Source organism: Streptomyces sp. NPDC002785 (genome assembly GCF_040295565.1).
In the GTDB taxonomy this organism is placed as follows: domain Bacteria; phylum Actinomycetota; class Actinomycetes; order Streptomycetales; family Streptomycetaceae; genus Streptomyces.
Genome location: NZ_JBEOVN010000064.1, coordinates 1 through 15,824 on the forward strand (window position 1 = coordinate 1; position 15,824 = coordinate 15,824).

A 15,824-nucleotide genomic window follows, 5' to 3' on the forward strand; every position below is an offset into this window, starting at 1 on the left:
CGGCCCTTTTGCCGTGCGGGTGGGGTGCCTGGGGCGGGCTCGTTCCCTTGCCCGCCCCTTCCCGTAACCGGTGGTCCTGCCCTCGACCCCCGTTCCTCAATCGCCGGAGGGTTTGGGTGCGCGGGTGGTTTGGTAGTGCCGGGGGAACGACGGAGGCCCGCCCGGAACACTTGTTCAGGGCGGGCCTCCGATGGGTTCGGGCTACTGCTCCGTCTTGCGGAGGCGGAACGTCAGGGACAGGCCCTCGTCCTCGAACGGGGTGCCGTATGCCGTGTCCGCCTCGCCCTGTGCGTAGTCCAGCGCCAGGACCTCGTCCGCGATCAGGGCCGCGTGCTCGGTCAGGGCCTCCGCCGTGGCGGGGGAGGTGGACGTCCAGCGGACGGCGATACGGTCCGCGACGTCCAGGCCGCTGTTCTTGCGGGCCTCCTGGATGAGCCGGATCGCGTCACGGGCGAGGCCCGCGCGCCGCAGTTCCGGGGTGATCTCCAGGTCCAGGGCGACCGTCGCGCCCGAGTCGGACGCCACCGACCAGCCCTCGCGCGGAGTCTCGGTGATGATCACCTCGTCGGGGGAGAGGGTGACCGTCTCGCCGTCCACCTCGACCGACGCCGTGCCCTCGCGCAGAGCCAGCGAGAGGGCCGCCGCGTCGGCGTTCGCGACCGCCTTGGCAACCGCCTGGACGCCCTTGCCGAACCGCTTGCCGAGCGCACGGAAGTTCGCCTTCGCCGTCGTGTCGACCAGCGAGCCGCCGCCCGCTGAACCAGCGGAGGAATCAGTGAGCGAGGCCAGCGAGGAGACGTTCAGCTCCTCCGTGATCTGGGCGTGCAGCTCGGGGGAGAGGGACTCGAAGCCCACCGCCGCGACCAGGGCCCGGGACAGCGGCTGGCGGGTCTTGACGCCCGACTCGGCGCGGGTGGCCCGGCCCAGCTCGACCAGGCGGCGGACCAGTGCCATCTGGGTGGAGAGCGTCGGGTCGATGACCGCGAGGTCCGCCTTCGGCCAGGCGGACAGGTGGACCGACTCGGGGGCCTCCGGGGTGACCGGAGCCACCAGGTCCTGCCAGACCCGCTCGGTGATGAACGGGGTGAGCGGGGCCATCAGCCGGGTCACCGTCTCGATGGCCTCGTGCAGGGTGCGCAGCGCCGCCTTGTCGCCCTGCCAGAAGCGGCGGCGCGAGCGGCGTACGTACCAGTTGGACAGATCGTCGACGAACGCGGACAGGAGCTTGCCGGCGCGCTGGGTGTCGTAACTCTCCAGAGCCTGCGTGACCTGGTCCACCAGCGCGTTCAGCTCGCTCAGCAGCCAGCGGTCCAGGACCGTGCGGTCCGCGGGGGCCGGGTCGGCCGCGGACGGGGACCAGTCGGACGTACGGGCGTAGAGGGCCTGGAAGGCGACCGTGTTCCAGTACGTCAGGAGGGTCTTGCGGACGACCTCCTGGATCGTGTTGTGGCCGACGCGGCGCGCCGCCCACGGGGAGCCGCCCGCCGCCATGAACCAGCGCACCGCGTCGGCGCCGTGCTGATCCATGAGGGGGATCGGCTGAAGGATGTTCCCGAGGTGCTTGGACATCTTGCGGCCGTCCTCGGCAAGGATGTGGCCCAGGCAGACCACGTTCTCGTAGGACGACTTGTCGAAGACCAGCGTGCCGACCGCCATCAGCGTGTAGAACCAGCCGCGGGTCTGGTCGATGGCCTCCGAGATGAACTGCGCCGGGTAGCGGCTCTCGAAGATCTCCTTGTTCTTGTACGGGTAGCCCCACTGCGCGAACGGCATCGAGCCCGAGTCGTACCAGGCGTCGATGACCTCCGGGACGCGGTACGCCTCCAGCTGGCAGTTCTCGTGCGAGCAGGTGAATGTGATCTCGTCGATGAACGGGCGGTGCGGGTCAAGACCGGAGAGGTCGGTGCCGGTGAGCTCGCTGAGCTCGGCGCGCGAGCCGACGCATGTGAGGTGGCTGTCCTCGCAGCGCCAGATCGGCAGTGGGGTGCCCCAGTAGCGGTTACGGGACAGCGCCCAGTCGACGTTGTTGTTCAGCCAGTCACCGAAGCGGCCGTTCTTGACCGATTCGGGGAACCAGTTCGTCTTCTCGTTCTCTTCGAGCAGCCGGTCCTTGATGGCGGTCGTACGGATGTACCAGGACGGCTGGGCGTAGTAGAGCAGCGCGGTGTGGCAGCGCCAGCAGTGCGGGTAGCTGTGCTCGTAGGGGACGTGCCGGAAGAGCTTGCCGCGGGCGGCCAGGTCTTCGGTGAGTGCCTCGTCGGCCTTCTTGAAGAAGACGCCGCCGACCAGTGGCAGGTTCTCCTCGAAGGTGCCGTCGGGGCGGACCGGGTTCACGACCGGGAGGCCGTAGGCGCGGCAGACGACGAGGTCGTCGGCGCCGAAGGCGGGGGACTGGTGGACCAGACCCGTACCGTCCTCGGTCGTCACGTACTCGGCGTTGACCACGTAATGGGCCTCAGCCGGGCTGTGCCCATCGCTTCCCTCGCTCACGCTCGGGAAGTCGACCAGGGTGAACGGGCGCTCGTACGTCCAGCGCTCCATCTCGCGGCCGGTGAAGGTCTGGCCGGTGGTCTCCCAGCCCTCGCCCAGCGCCTTCTCGACGAGCGGCTGCGCGACGACGAGCTTCTCCTCGCCGTTGGTCGCGACGACGTACGTGACGTCGGGGTGCGCGGCGACGGCTGTGTTGGAGACCAGGGTCCAGGGGGTGGTCGTCCAGACGAGGAGCGAGGCATCGCCGGCCAGCGGGCCGGAGGTGAGGGGGAAGCGTACGAAGACCGACGGGTCGACGACGGTCTCGTAACCCTGTGCCAGCTCGTGGTCCGAGAGGCCGGTGCCGCAGCGGGGGCACCAGGGGGCGACGCGGTGGTCCTGGACCAGCAGACCCTTGTTGAAGATCTCCTTCAGCGACCACCACACCGACTCGACGTACTCGGGGTCCATCGTGCGGTACGCGTCGTCGAGGTCGACCCAGTACCCCATCCGGGTCGTGAGCTCGGCGAACGCGTCGGTGTGGCGGGTCACGGACTCGCGGCACCTGGCGTTGAACTCGGCGATGCCGTACGCCTCGATGTCCTTCTTGCCGTTGAAGCCCAGCTCCTTCTCGACCGCGAGCTCGACCGGCAGTCCGTGGCAGTCCCAGCCGGCCTTGCGACCGACGTGGTAGCCCTGCATGGTGCGGAAGCGGGGGAACACGTCCTTGAAGACGCGGGCCTCGATGTGGTGCGCGCCGGGCATGCCGTTGGCGGTGGGCGGGCCCTCGTAGAAGACCCACTCGGGGCGGCCCTCGGACTGTTCGAGGCTCTTGGTGAAAACCTTGCTCTCGCGCCAGAAATCGAGCACGGCGTGCTCCAGCGCGGGCAGGTCGACCTGGGCGGGTACCTGGCGGTACTGCGGCGATGTCATGGGCGGACTTCCTCCGGCGGACGTTTTCCACTTCCGTCGGAGGGACGAGAGCCTCATCGACTCCCGCGGTACCACCCTCCTTGGCCCCGGGTGTGCACCCGTGGCCCCCTCATTGGGGTCGCGACGCCGGTTCTACTCGCCTTGCGGCTTTCTTCCGACGGCTCCGGGTGATCTTCACGACGCGCTCGCCCCCGGGCTCGCACCGTCCCCGGGTCGCTCCTGGCTGCGTACGACGCTACTCGTCCCATCCACGCCTCTCGCTGAGGCCAGTGTACGGGCCCGTACGGGCGACGGCCGACCGGTTTAACCCGTGGGGCGGGGCGTGACCCGAATGGGCAGACGCGGACGTACGGAGTCCAGGCGGGGGCCGGGAGGCGATTACCCGGCGGGGAGCTGGGCACAACCGATTCAGGCGCGTCGGTATCCGGACACGAAGAGGGCCGATCCGGCGGCGTGCCCCGTTGCCGCGGGGCTGGGGTCGATTTATCGTCCCAGCACGATTCGCGTGCAAGATCACAATATGTGAAGGGGCCGCGCTCATGGTGGCGAAGAAGACCGCCGCGAAGAAGTCGGCGTCAGCGAGATCCACGGGTGCGGCGGCCGGTAAGACGAGCGAAGAGGCAGGTTCGGAGGCCGGCCCCGAGGGTGGTCCGACGGCGGCGGCCGCGAAGAAGACCGCGGCGAAGAAGACCGCAGTGCGGAAGCGGGCGGCGCCCGCCGAGCACGCGGTGCCGGCCAGGAAGGCACCTGCGAAGAAGAGCGCGGCCAAGAAGGCTTCGAAGAAGGCCGCTGCGGTGGCCACGGTGGCGGCCGAGGCCGCCGAGCAGACGGGAGCCCACACGGTGGTAGCCAAGAAGAGCGCGGCCCGGACCCGCACGGCCGGCAAGGGCGCGGCGCCCGTGCCTCCGGCCCGGGGAACCGCCACGACAGCCCCCGGCGAGCTGGCGGTCCGGCCGGGTGAGGACCCCTGGACGCCGGAAGAGGTCGAAGAGGCACGGGCTGTGCTGAGCAGCGAGATCATGCGGCTGCGCAGCGAGCGGGAGGCCGCGAGTGCCGCACTCGCGGGGCTGATGCGCGACTCCGGCGACGGGGCGGGTGACGACGAGGCGGACACCGGCACCAAGAACATCACTCGCGAGCACGAGATGTCGCTCGCCGCCAACGCCCAGGAGATGCTCGACCAGACCGAACGCGCCCTGGCCCGGCTCGACGCCGGGACGTACGGACTGTGCGAGGTCTGCGGCAATCCGATCGGCAAGGCGCGGATGCAGGCGTTCCCCCGCGCCACGCTCTGCGTCGAGGACAAACAGAAGCAGGAGCGACGCACTTGATCCGTGGCCGTGTGTCGTACGCTCGTCCTCAGTCAGGAACCTAGGTTGAGGGACTCACGTGGCAGAGGCGGAGCGCATCATCGGTACGCCGGACATCCCCGATGCTGAGGGGACCGAAGGGGACGAGGCCGCGGACCGGGTCGAGGAGACGGCCCCGAGCAGGGGCAAGCGGAAGATCATGGTGCTCTTCGCCGTGGCCGTCTTCGCCTATCTGCTCGACCTGATCAGCAAGATGATCGTGGTCGCGAAACTGGAACACCATCCGCCGATCGAGATCCTGGGCGACTGGCTGAAGTTCGACGCGATCCGTAACGCGGGCGCCGCGTTCGGTATCGGTGAGGCCTTCACGGTCATCTTCACCTTCATCGCGGCGACCGTCATCGTCGTCATCGCCCGCCTCGCCCGCAAGCTCTACAGCCTGCCGTGGGCCATTGCGCTCGGCCTGCTGCTCGGCGGTGCGCTCGGCAACCTCACCGACCGTATCTTCCGTGCTCCCGGCACCTTCCAGGGCGCGGTGGTGGACTTCATCGCACCCGCGCACTTCGCCGTCTTCAACCTCGCCGACTCCGCGATCGTCTGCGGAGGCATCCTGATCGTGATCCTTTCCTTCAAGGGCCTGGACCCCGACGGCACCGTGCACAAGGACTAGCGGGCGCAGGGCATACTCGACAGGTGAGTACGTATCCCGAGGTCCGCACCCTGCCCGTACCCGACGGCCTGGAGGGCGAGCGTGTCGACGCCGCCATTTCCCGGATGTTCGGTTTCTCCCGCACCAAGGCCGCCGACCTGGCAGCTGCCGGGAAGGTGCAGGTGGACGGCGCGGTGGTCGGGAAGTCCGAGCGGGTGCGGGGCGGCGCCTGGCTGGAAGTGGAGATGCCGCAGGCACCCGCTCCGGTGCAGATCGTCGCCGAGCCCGTAGAGGGTATGGAGATCGTGCACGACGACGACGACATCGTCGTGATCGTGAAGCCGGTCGGGGTCGCCGCCCACCCGAGCCCCGGCTGGACCGGCACGACCGTCATCGGCGGCCTCGCCGCGGCCGGGTACCGGATCTCGACGTCCGGCGCCGCCGAGCGCCAGGGCATCGTCCACCGCCTCGACGTCGGCACCTCCGGCCTGATGGTCGTCGCCAAGTCCGAGCGGGCCTACACCCTGCTGAAGGCGCAGTTCCGCGACCGGGTCGTCGAGAAGAAGTACCACGCGCTGGTGCAGGGCCACCCGGACCCGATGAGCGGCACCATCGACGCCCCCATCGGGCGCCACCCCAACCTCGACTACAAGTGGGCCGTCACGGCCGAGGGCAAGCCCTCCGTGACGCACTACGACCTCATCGAGGCCTACCGCGCCGCCAGCCTCCTGGACATCAAGCTGGAGACGGGCCGTACGCACCAGATCCGGGTGCACATGTCGGCCCACCGGCATCCCTGCGTCGGTGACCTCACCTACGGCGCCGATCCGACGATGGCCAAGCGCCTCGGTCTGACGAGGCAGTGGCTGCACGCCGTCCGGCTCGGCTTCGAGCACCCGTCCGACGGCAGCTGGGTGGAGTTCTCCAGTAACTACCCGGACGACCTCCAGCAGGCCCTGGACAAGGTCGCGGCGGAGAGCGAATGACCGGCACGCCTGCCCCGTACACCACCCGTACCGTTGTCGAGGAGCAGGACCGCGCCGCCTGTTTCCAGGTGCGCAAGGACGTCTTCGTCGGCGAGCAGAATGTGCCCGAGGAGATCGAGTACGACGTCTACGACGCTGACGCGGTGCATGTGATCGCCATCGCGGCGGACGGCTCCGCGCTCGGAACAGGGCGGCTGCTGCACGGTCCGGCCGCCGCCGCCAAGACCGGCGGCGACCTCACGGTGGGCTCGCTCGGCCGGCTGGCGGTGACCAAGGAGGCGCGCGGTCTCGGCGTCGGCGTGGCGCTGGTCCGGGCCATCGAGGACGCGGCCCGTGAGCTCGGTCTGGCCGCCGTCGATCTGCACGCCCAGACCCATGCGCTCGGCTTCTACGAGCGGCTCGGGTATGTGGCGTACGGCCCTGACTTCCCGGACGCCGGGATCGCCCACCGGGCGATGCGCCGCGCTCTGTAGCGAGCGAACGGGCCGGGTGTCGCCCCGGCCGTACGGAGCGAGCTCGTCTTCTCGTACATGTCGGCGTCCGGGTGGTTCGTCGGTGCGGGGTCGGCATGGGGCCCATGCCGTACGGGAACCGGCGAGCCGGAGCGCGGATGTACCGGCGGTGCCGACGAAATGCCTTCGGGAGAACGCGGTCACGTGGTTTCTCCGGGTCAGTCATGTACGCGCCGCATGCTGCCCGCCCCTGGGAGGTAGCGGAAGAGGGCTGACGGCGCAGACATCGGAGGAATGGTCGGCCGGAGAGGCGATAAGGAGGGGTGTCGTCTGAGTTGTGGGCCTTGCGTGGCAGGCTTGAAGTCCAGATCAGCCGACCAAAGAGGTCGGCTTGCTGCGTTTTGGAAGGCACCTTGTGGACCAAATGGCACTGCTCCTCCTGCTGTTGCTCGGAGCTGTGGTCACGGTGCCGTTGGGGGAGCGTCTCGGACTGCCCGCGCCGGTGCTGATGACGCTGGCCGGAGTCGGTATGGCGTTCCTCAGCTTCGTGCCGAATGTGGACATCCCGCCCGAGATCATTCTTCCCGCGCTGCTTCCGCCGCTGCTCTATGCCTCCGTGCAGCGCACCTCCTGGCGGCAGTTCGCCGCCAATAAACGACCGATCTTTCTGCTGGCCGTGGCACTGGTCTTCATCACGACGGCCGCCGTTGCCGCGGTCGCCAATGCGATCGTCCCCGGGCTGCCCATCGCCGCCGCCGTGGCGCTCGGCGCGCTCGTCGCTCCGCCCGACCCGGTCGCGGCGACGGCCGTCGCGGGCTCGGTCGGGCTGCCGCGCAGACTCGTCTCCATCCTGGAGGGCGAGGGGCTGTTCAACGATGTGACCGCGATCGTGCTGTACCACGTGGCGATCGCCGCCGCGGTGAGCGGCACGTTCTCGCTGCCGGAGGCGTTCGGGCTGCTGATCCTCTCCGCGGTCGTCGCCGTGGCGGTGGGTCTCGTGCTGGGCTGGATCACCATCAAACTCATGGGCCTGCTCGGCGATGCCACGCTTCAGGTCGGTCTCACCCTGCTGGTGCCGTTCGTGAGCTATGTGCTCGCGGAGGAGCTGATGGGGTCGGGTGTCCTCGCAGTCCTCACCACCGCGCTCTTCCTCGCCGAGCACACCGCCGACGCCGACGACGTCCTCGGCCGGCTCACCGGCCGTACCTTCTGGGAGATTGTCGACACCCTCGTCACCGGGGTCGCCTTCGGGCTGATCGGCCTCGAACTGCACAACGTCTTCGGAACGGCCGACGGGCGCGAGCTCCAGATGCTCGGCTGGGGCCTCGCCGTCGTCGTGGTCGTCGTCGGCGTACGGCTGCTGTATCTGCTGCCCGCGACCTGGCTCGCCAAGCGGCTGCACACCCGGCGCGACGTCAGCGAGGAGATCCCCACCAGTTGGCGGGAGACCGTCGTCATGTGGTGGTCCGGGATGCGGGGAGTGGCCTCGGTCGCGCTGGCGCTCGCGATTCCGCTGAAGACGGACGACGGGAAGCCGTTCCCGGGCCGTGACGAGATCGTCTTCATCGCCTTCGCCGTGATCATGGCCACGCTCGTCGTCCAGGGACTCACTCTGCCGTGGCTGGTCCGCAAACTACGGGTCCGGGCGGACACGGACGTCGAGGAGGCGTTGGAGAGGGACCTCGCGATCCGCGCCGCGAAGGCCGCGAAGCAGCGGCTCAAGGAGATCCGGGAGGTCGAGGAGTTCCCGGACGAGGTCGCGGAGCGGTTGCAGCGGCTGGCGTACGACGTGGGGGCGCGGATCAGCCCCGACATGGTCGACGACGAGCGCCGCGAGGCATACGCGAAGCGCGCCGAACGCTTCAAGGCGATCAACCGCGTCCAGCGCGAAATGATGTCGGCCGCCCGCCACGCGGTGCTCTCGGCCCGCAACGAGGCGGGTACGGACCCGGAAGTCGTCGACCGGGTACTGCGGCAGCTGGACGTACGCAGCCTGCGGTGAGGCGGCGCCGTGCCGTGCGGCGCCCCGCCCGGTCAGCCACGTCCCGTGCGGGGGGACTTGTCCCGGCCCGTCGGCTTCTCGTCCGTCGGGCGGGGTGAGTCTGGCACGACCAGCCGGCCGGCCGGCTGCGTGATCACGACCGAGCCGCCGCCGACGATCAGCGGACGCAGTACGTTCTCCATCCCGTCGCGTCCATGCTTCAGACCGTAGCTGGCACCATTGGCCTCATGAACATCATGCTTTTCCACTCGACGTACGGTCTGCGCCCCGCGGTGCACGCGGCCGCCGACCGGCTGCGCGCCGCCGGGCACGAGGTGCAGGTGCCCGATCTCTTCGAGGGGCACACCTTCGAAACCGTCGAGGAAGGCATGGCCTTCAAGGAAGAGGTGGGCAAGGACGAGCTGCTGAGGCGTGCCGTGCTGGCCGCCGCGCCCTACTCCGACCGGGGCCTGGTGTACGCGGGTTTCTCCTTCGGGGCGTCCACCGCGCAGACCCTGGCGCTCGGTGACGAGAAGGCGCGCGGTCTGCTGCTGTTCCACGGCACCTCGGACATCGCCGAGAACGCCTCGGTGGACGAGCTGCCCGTACAGCTGCATGTCGCGGACCCGGACCCGTTCGAGACGCACGACTGGCTGAATTCCTGGTATCTGCAGATGCAGCGGACCGGTGCCGATGTCGAGGTCTATCGCTATCCGGGCGCGGGTCATCTCTTCACGGACCCCGAACTGCCGGACCATGACGCGGCCTCGGCCGAGCTGGCCTGGAAGGTCGCGCTCGGTTTCCTCGCCACGCTGTGACCGCGCGAAGGGCCCCGCACCGTGCGGGGCCCTTCGGACGGACGGGGTGGATCAGCCCCGGTAGGCGATCCAGTTGTCGCTCATCCGCTGCACCTGGCCCGCGGTGAACTGGTACATGCACGAGTCGTACGTGTAGTCCATGAAGTTGTGGATCGGGTCGGCCCCTGTCTTGGTGGTGCAGGTGTCGCGCCCGGTCGGGCAGGCGTACGCGGGGCTCGCCTCGGCCGGAGTGTCGGCCACGTAGTCGCCGTTGCCGTTACAGCCGCCCTGGAAGGTGTGGTAGAGCCCCATCCAGTGGCCGACCTCGTGGGTGGCGGTGTCGCCCTCGTTGTAGTTGCCGGCGGAGCCGCCGGGCAGCGAGGCGTCGAGCATGACGACGCCGTCGTCCGACGGGTTGGACTTGTAGGAGCTGGGGAAGGTGGCCCAGCCCAGCAGGCCGCCGCCGAGGTTGGCGGTGTAGAGGTTGAGTGCGTTCGCGCCGCCCTTGCGCAGCGTCGACTTCATGGCCTTCTCGGCGGAGGAGCCCGGCGAGACGCCGTTGTACCAGGAGCTGTTGTCCGTGTAGTCCGTGCCGGCCAGGGAGAACTGGAAGCCGGAGTTGGTGTTGCCGCTGCCCTGGCCGCTGTAGGCGGCGTTCAGGACGCTGATCTGGCTGCTGATGGCGGACGCGCTGAGCTTGCCGGTCGTTCCGGAGTGCACCACGTGGAAGTACACCGGGATGGTGGCGCCCGCGGCGAGCGTGGAGCCGCTGAGCCGGCGGTCCGCGAGTCTCTCCTTGAGCTGGGTGTCCATGGCCTTGGCCTGGGCCGCGGTGAGTTCGTTGGGGTCCGCGGCGTGCTTGGTGCCCGAGGGGCGGGCCTCGCGCGCGGTGGCGGAGGTGCTCGCCTCGCTCGCGCACTTCTCGGCGGATGCGGCGGATGCGGCGGATGCGGCGGACGCGGAGGAGGTGGACGACGCCTTTGCGGCGGCGGAGCCGGTGGAAGCGGAGAGCGGCGCCAGGGCCAGGGTTCCGGCCAGGACGGCCGTGCCGATCGCACGGTTACGTATACGCGGCGATATACGGGCAAGAGCGCGCACAAGGACTCCTCGCGGATGTGTGGGGGAGGGATTTCCTCCCCCGCCGCCGGGAGATTACGTGCGCATGTCAGATCTTGAGGAGAATCGATCAAGCCCAATCAGTCGTGGGGCAAACCGGGGAAACGGAAGAAATAATTCTGTGCGCTTCAGAGTTTGAGACGCGGACGTAACTCCCCGCGTTACCCCGGCGGGCGGTCTGTCCCCATTGAAGCCAGGAGACACACCACCCGCCGTAGCGATGTAATACGCCGTCAACATAGACCGAGGTGGCTGAAAATAGACCCTCAGTGCACCGGGCGGTCCACCCGCTCGACCTTCTGCGTCCCACTGAGCGTCCGGTACGAGCGCGTCCAGGTGGAGGTCGCGTCCCGCTTCGCCTTGTCGGAGACCACGTAGTAGTCCATCTGCGAGCGCTCGGCGGTCACATCGAGGACGCCGTAGCCGTGCGAGTCCATGTCCACCCACTTCACATGGCGGTTGGCGGCCTTGACCGCTGCGGCGGCGACCACCGAGACGGTCTGCGGCGCGATGTGCAGGATGTCGTCGAGATTGTCCGACGTCACCGACGTCACCACGAACTCGGTGGCGGCCGACGCCGAGAGCGGATACGTCGCCGCCTTCACCGGTACATCATTGGCCCACGCCATGTGGATGTCGCCGGTCAGGAAGACCGTGTTGGTGATCGACCGGTCCCGCAGATGCGCGATCAGCTCCTTGCGGTCGTCCGTGTAGCCGTCCCACTGGTCGACATTGACGGCAAGACCCTCCGTGGGCAGCCCCAGCAACTTGGCCAGCGGCTCCAGCAGATGGGCGGGTACGGAACCGAACGCGACCGGCGAGATCATCACCGACGTACCGACCAGCTTCCAGGTGGCGTCCGAGCCGGCCAGACCCGACTTCAGCCAATCCAGCTGCGCCCGGCCGGTGATCGTGCGATCCGGGTCGTCGACCGAGCCGTTGCCGATCGTCGACTGCTGGGAGCGGAAGGTGCGCAGATCGAGGAGGTGGAGATCGGCCAGGTTGCCGAAGCGCAGCCGCCGGTAGACGGTGCCCTCGGTGGAGGCGCGGACCGGCATCCACTCGAAGTACGCCTGTTTGGCGCCCGCGACCCGGTCGGCCCAGGAGCCCTCCGTGTCCGGCGTGTGGTTCTCGGCCCCGCCCGACCAGGCGTCGTTGGCGAACTCGTGGTCGTCCCAGATCGCGATCACCGGGTGGGTGGCGTGCAGGGTCTGGAGGTCGGTGTCCGTCTTGTAGTTGCCGTGCCGGGTGCGGTAGTCGGCGAGGGTCAGGATCTCGTGCTTCGGCTCGTGCGGCCGTACGACGTACTTCGCGTCCGGGTAACTGCCCGACGCGTACTCGTAGATGTAGTCGCCGAGATGCAGCACCGCGTCGAGATCGGTGCGGGTGGCGAGATGCCGGTACGGGGAGAAGAACCCCGACTCCCAGTTGGCGCACGAGACCACCCCGAAGCGCACCCCGGGCGTGGCAGCTTGGGCTGCGGGCGCGGTACGGGTGCGGCCCGTCGGCGAGAGGGTCTCCGTACCGTCGCCCGCCGAGAAGCGGAACCAGTACGCGGTGGCCGGGCTCAGCCCCCGCACATCGGCCTTGACGGTGTGGTCGGAAGCGGCCCTTGCGACGGTCGTGCCCCGGGCGACGACCCGGGCGAACTCCTTGTCCTCGGCGACCTCCCAGCGCACCGCCGTATCGGCGCCACGGCCGGAGCCGGGCACGGCGTCGGGGGCCGGGGTGACGCGGGTCCACAGAAGTATGCCGTCGGGGAGGGGGTCGCCGGAGGCGACGCCGTGCAGGAAGGCGGGCCCGTCCGCGGCCCGTGCGGTGGTGGCGGCGCCCAGCGCCGGCGCGGCGACGGCGGTGGCGGCGGCCTTGACGACCGTGCGGCGGCTGGGGGCGGATATGGGCGAAGAAACGTGTCGACTGGTCACGGAGGAGCACGCTACTGACCGGTACGGCGAACGGGCAGGCGAATGAAGGAAGTTCGCCTGCCCGTCGGAGAGCCGCTGGCGGGGATTCGCCGTTCGGCTAGCCCTTCAGCGCTTTGTCGATCGCGGTGTTGAAGTCGGCCACCGTCATCGGCGCGTTCTGACCGTCCTTGCCAGTGACTGTCTTGCCGTCCATCTTCAGTGTCGGGGTGCCCTTCACGCCGCTCTTCTCGAACGTCGCGGACATCTTCATCGCCCAGCTGTCGTACGTACCGTCCTCGACGTCCTTCTGGAACGCCTTATTGCCCTTCAGGGCGTCGACCGAGTCGGCGATCTTGATCAGGTACGCGTCGTCCTTGAACTTGTCGTCGGTCTCCTCCGGGTGGTTCTTCGCGGAGAAGAGCTCGGACTTGTAGTCCAGGAAGGCCTCCGGGCTGACATTGAGGGCGGCGCCCAGCGCGCTCAGCGCGTTCTTGGAGCCCTCGCCCTGGGTCATGCCGTCGATGAACGTGGCACCGATGTACTTGATCTTGTATTTCCCGGCGTCGACGTCCTTGTGCACCGTCTCGCCGAGGGCCTGCTCGAGCGTGGCGCAGATCGGGCAGCGCGGGTCCTCGTACATCTCCAGGGTCTTCTTGGCGGTCGACTTGCCGATGACGACGGTCGTGCCGTTTTCGCCCGAGGTGTTCTTGGGCGCCGTCACGTTCTTCGCGTCCTTGGCCGCCTCCCAGTGGCCGGGCTTGTTCAGCTGCATGACCCCCCAGCCGACACCGCCCGCGATCGCGACCACGGCGACGGTCGAGACGCCGACGACGATCTGCCTGCGGGTCTTGTCCTTCTTGGCCTGGCGCTCGCGCTCGGCGCGCAGACGCTCACGGGCTGCCGACTTGGTGGCCTGGCTGTTGCGCTTGCTCATGTTTGTTTCTCCATGGAGTGGGTGGTACGTCGTCAGGGATGTGCGTGCTCAGGCGATGGCGCAGGCCGAGCGCGGCGGTCCCCTCCGTTCCACGGAGTGCACGAGCAGACGGACGTGTACGAGCAGGTGCGGGCCGCTTCCGGCGGGGCGCACCCTGCGGCGTACGGGGCGGCGGGCCGTACCCACCACGGCGACCGCGATCAGCAGCGGCCGGAACGCCAGGGAGGCGACCGCGCCCAGCAGGCCGACGAGCGCTGACTCGCCGCGCCGGAGCCAGGCAGCGGCGAGCAGACCGACCGTCACATGGGCGGCGAGCAGCAGCCACGGCACCGCGGGGCCGGGGGAGGCCAGCAGCGCGGCTGCCGTGTGTCCCGAATCGGTCACCGAGGTGAGCGGGGTTCCGACGTCACGGGCATGGGGCGCACCGGCGCCGAAGTCACCGCCGCCGCACAGCACATCGACGCCGACCGAGCGCAGCGGCCCCGCGATCGGGCCGCCCGCCGCGCCGTAACAGAGGTGCTGGCCGGTGGTGAAGACGGTGTCGGCGGCCAGCTCCAGCGGGACCAGCAGTCCGGCGATCGCTCCGAAACCGCGCTCCCGGCCGGCCAGTGCGTACGCAACGGCGAAGACCACGCCGGCCAGCAGGGCGACGACGGTCAGCGGCAGCGAGACCTGGGAGAGCAGCACATGGGACGCAGCGGAAAGCGTCACGACGAGCGCTGTGAAAAGCGCCGCGCGAACGACCCTGAGATGCGTCCCGGATATGTCCATCGTCGAGGAGTGTCGCATGCGAACCTGTAAGCGACCCCTAAAGGGGCACGCGCGGGCCTGCACGGGGACCTAAAGCCCCGGAATGCGGCTGTTGCGGAAGAGGTCCACAAAGATCTGGTGGTCGGCGCGGGCCCGGGTGCCGTAGCTGTGGGCGAAGTCCACCAGCAGGTCGGCGAAGCCCTCCTCGTCCGCCGCGATCGCCGCGTCGATCGCCCGCTCCGTGGAGAACGGCACCAGTGAGTGGCCGCTCTCGTCGTCCGCCGCGGAGTGCATCGTCGCCGTCGCCCGGCCGAGGTCGGCGACGACCGCGGCGATCTCCTCCGGCTCGTCGATGTCGGACCAGTCCAGATCGACCGCGTACGGAGACACCTCGGCGACCAGCTGACCGGCTCCGTCCAGCTCGGTCCAGCCGAGCCACGGGTCGGCGTGCGCCTGCAGGGCGCGCTGCGAGATGACCGTGCGGTGGCCCTCGTGCTGGAAGTACTCCTGTACGGCCGCGTCCGTGATGTGCCGGGAGACCGCGGGGGTCTGTGCCTGCTTGAGATAGATCACCACATCGTTCTCCAGGGCATCGCTGTTGCCCTCCAGAAGGATGTTGTACGAGGGCAGCCCGGCCGAACCGATGCCGATGCCGCGACGGCCGACGACATCCTTCACCCGGTACGAGTCGGGGCGGGTCAGGCTCGACTCCGGCAGCGTCTCCAGATAGCCGTCGAAGGCGGCCAGCACCTTGTAGCGCGTCGCCGCGTCCAGATCGATCGAGCCGCCGCCCGCCGCGAACCGGCGCTCGAAGTCCTGGATCTCCGTCATCGAGTCCAGCAGCGAGAACCGGGTCAGAGACCGCGCGTCGCGCAGCGCGTCCAGCAGCGGCCCCTCTGCCGTGTCCAGCGTGAAGGGCGGCACCTCGTCGTTCTTCGCGCCCGTCGCCAGTGCGTGGATCCGCTCACGGTAGGCCGCCGCGTAGACCCGGACCAGCTCGGTGATCTGGTCGTCACCCAGCGCCTTCGCGTACCCGATCAGCGCGACGGAGGCGGCGAACCGCTTGAGGTCCCAGGTGAACGGGCCAACGTATGCCTCGTCGAAGTCGTTCACATTGAAGATCAGCCGGCCATTGGCGTCCATATACGTGCCGAAGTTCTCCGCGTGCAGATCGCCGTGGATCCATACCCGGCCGGTCCGCTCGTCCAGGTACGGGCCGCCGTGCCGCTCCCGCTCCAGGTCGTTGTAGAACAGGCACGCCGTGCCCCGGTAGAAGGCGAACGCCGAGCCTGCCATCTTGCGGAATTTGACCCGGAAGGCAGCCGGATCGGCGGCCAGCAGCTCCCCGAACACGGTGTCGAAGACCTCAAGAATCTGCTCCCCGCGCTGCGCTGCGCCGGTCTGCGCTTCCGACATCTCCGGTTGCCTCCTGGTACCTGACGTGCATGACAAATGGGACGGGCTTCTCAGCCCCTTCAACGCGCGACCGTACGCGGGAGTGCCCCTTGGTTGTCACCTCGGAGACGTAGACTTCCACGCTGTC

At 69.1% G+C, this 15,824-nt stretch carries 13 protein-coding genes; 6 read left to right on the forward strand and 7 right to left on the reverse strand.

The genetic code is table 11. The features are described from left to right. Positions 1 to 201 precede the first annotated feature (201 nt). The gene (gene ileS / locus ABTZ94_RS17385) at positions 202 to 3,402 is read right to left on the reverse strand and encodes an isoleucine--tRNA ligase (protein ID WP_351201919.1); all 3,201 of its coding nucleotides are present in this window, start codon (positions 3,400 to 3,402) and stop codon (positions 202 to 204) included. A gap of 539 nt (positions 3,403 to 3,941) precedes the next feature. Here ileS and ABTZ94_RS17390 point away from each other — a divergent pair. The 5 genes from ABTZ94_RS17390 to ABTZ94_RS17410 all read left to right on the forward strand — a co-directional run bounded on the left by ABTZ94_RS17390 (position 3,942) and on the right by ABTZ94_RS17410 (position 8,801). Continuing rightward, positions 3,942 to 4,733: a TraR/DksA family transcriptional regulator gene (locus ABTZ94_RS17390; RefSeq protein WP_351201920.1), complete on the forward strand. Its 792-nt coding sequence runs from the start codon at positions 3,942 to 3,944 to the stop codon at positions 4,731 to 4,733. A gap of 58 nt (positions 4,734 to 4,791) precedes the next feature. Continuing rightward, the gene (lspA, locus tag ABTZ94_RS17395) at positions 4,792 to 5,382 is read left to right on the forward strand and encodes a signal peptidase II (protein WP_351201921.1); all 591 of its coding nucleotides are present in this window, start codon (positions 4,792 to 4,794) and stop codon (positions 5,380 to 5,382) included. Positions 5,383 to 5,405: 23 nt separating this feature from the next. Continuing rightward, a complete protein-coding gene (locus tag ABTZ94_RS17400) occupies positions 5,406 to 6,347 on the forward strand; it encodes an RluA family pseudouridine synthase (RefSeq protein ID WP_351201922.1) in 942 nt (313 codons plus the stop codon). Beyond that, on the forward strand, positions 6,344 to 6,820 hold the full coding sequence (locus ABTZ94_RS17405) for a GNAT family N-acetyltransferase (protein ID WP_351201923.1): 477 nt from the start codon (positions 6,344 to 6,346) through the stop codon (positions 6,818 to 6,820). Before ABTZ94_RS17400 ends, ABTZ94_RS17405 begins: the two co-directional genes overlap by 4 nt. A gap of 394 nt (positions 6,821 to 7,214) precedes the next feature. Beyond that, positions 7,215 to 8,801 (forward strand): Na+/H+ antiporter, encoded by a 1,587-nt coding sequence (locus ABTZ94_RS17410; protein ID WP_351201924.1) that lies wholly within the window; start codon positions 7,215 to 7,217, stop codon positions 8,799 to 8,801. A gap of 32 nt (positions 8,802 to 8,833) precedes the next feature. Here the strand turns inward: ABTZ94_RS17410 and ABTZ94_RS17415 are convergent, their stop codons facing one another. Then, positions 8,834 to 8,983, reverse strand: a complete 150-nt coding sequence (locus tag ABTZ94_RS17415) for a hypothetical protein (protein ID WP_351201925.1) — start codon at positions 8,981 to 8,983, stop codon at positions 8,834 to 8,836. A gap of 36 nt (positions 8,984 to 9,019) precedes the next feature. On the opposite strand from ABTZ94_RS17415, the gene ABTZ94_RS17420 reads away from it, so the two are divergent. Further along, positions 9,020 to 9,598, forward strand: coding sequence for a dienelactone hydrolase family protein (locus ABTZ94_RS17420; protein ID WP_351201947.1), 579 nt, complete (start codon positions 9,020 to 9,022; stop codon positions 9,596 to 9,598). 51 nt (positions 9,599 to 9,649) lie between these two features. Here ABTZ94_RS17420 and ABTZ94_RS17425 read toward each other — a convergent pair whose 3' ends face one another. The 5 genes from ABTZ94_RS17425 to ABTZ94_RS17445 form a co-directional block, all read right to left on the reverse strand. Further along, entirely contained in the window at positions 9,650 to 10,675 is a 1,026-nt protein-coding gene (locus ABTZ94_RS17425) for a zinc metalloprotease (RefSeq protein ID WP_351201926.1), read from the reverse strand. A 284-nt stretch (positions 10,676 to 10,959) separates the two neighbouring features. Next, a complete protein-coding gene (locus ABTZ94_RS17430; protein WP_351201927.1) occupies positions 10,960 to 12,618 on the reverse strand; it encodes an alkaline phosphatase D family protein in 1,659 nt (552 codons plus the stop codon). Between the two features lie 97 nt (positions 12,619 to 12,715). Continuing rightward, on the reverse strand, positions 12,716 to 13,531 hold the full coding sequence (locus ABTZ94_RS17435) for a DsbA family protein (RefSeq protein ID WP_351201928.1): 816 nt from the start codon (positions 13,529 to 13,531) through the stop codon (positions 12,716 to 12,718). A 48-nt stretch (positions 13,532 to 13,579) separates the two neighbouring features. Further along, complete coding sequence (locus tag ABTZ94_RS17440) at positions 13,580 to 14,302, reverse strand: hypothetical protein (RefSeq protein WP_351201929.1); 723 nt, start codon at positions 14,300 to 14,302, stop codon at positions 13,580 to 13,582. Positions 14,303 to 14,371: 69 nt separating this feature from the next. Next, the gene (locus ABTZ94_RS17445; protein WP_351201930.1) at positions 14,372 to 15,697 is read right to left on the reverse strand and encodes a DUF2252 domain-containing protein; all 1,326 of its coding nucleotides are present in this window, start codon (positions 15,695 to 15,697) and stop codon (positions 14,372 to 14,374) included. Between the last annotated feature and the right edge of the window lie 127 nt (positions 15,698 to 15,824).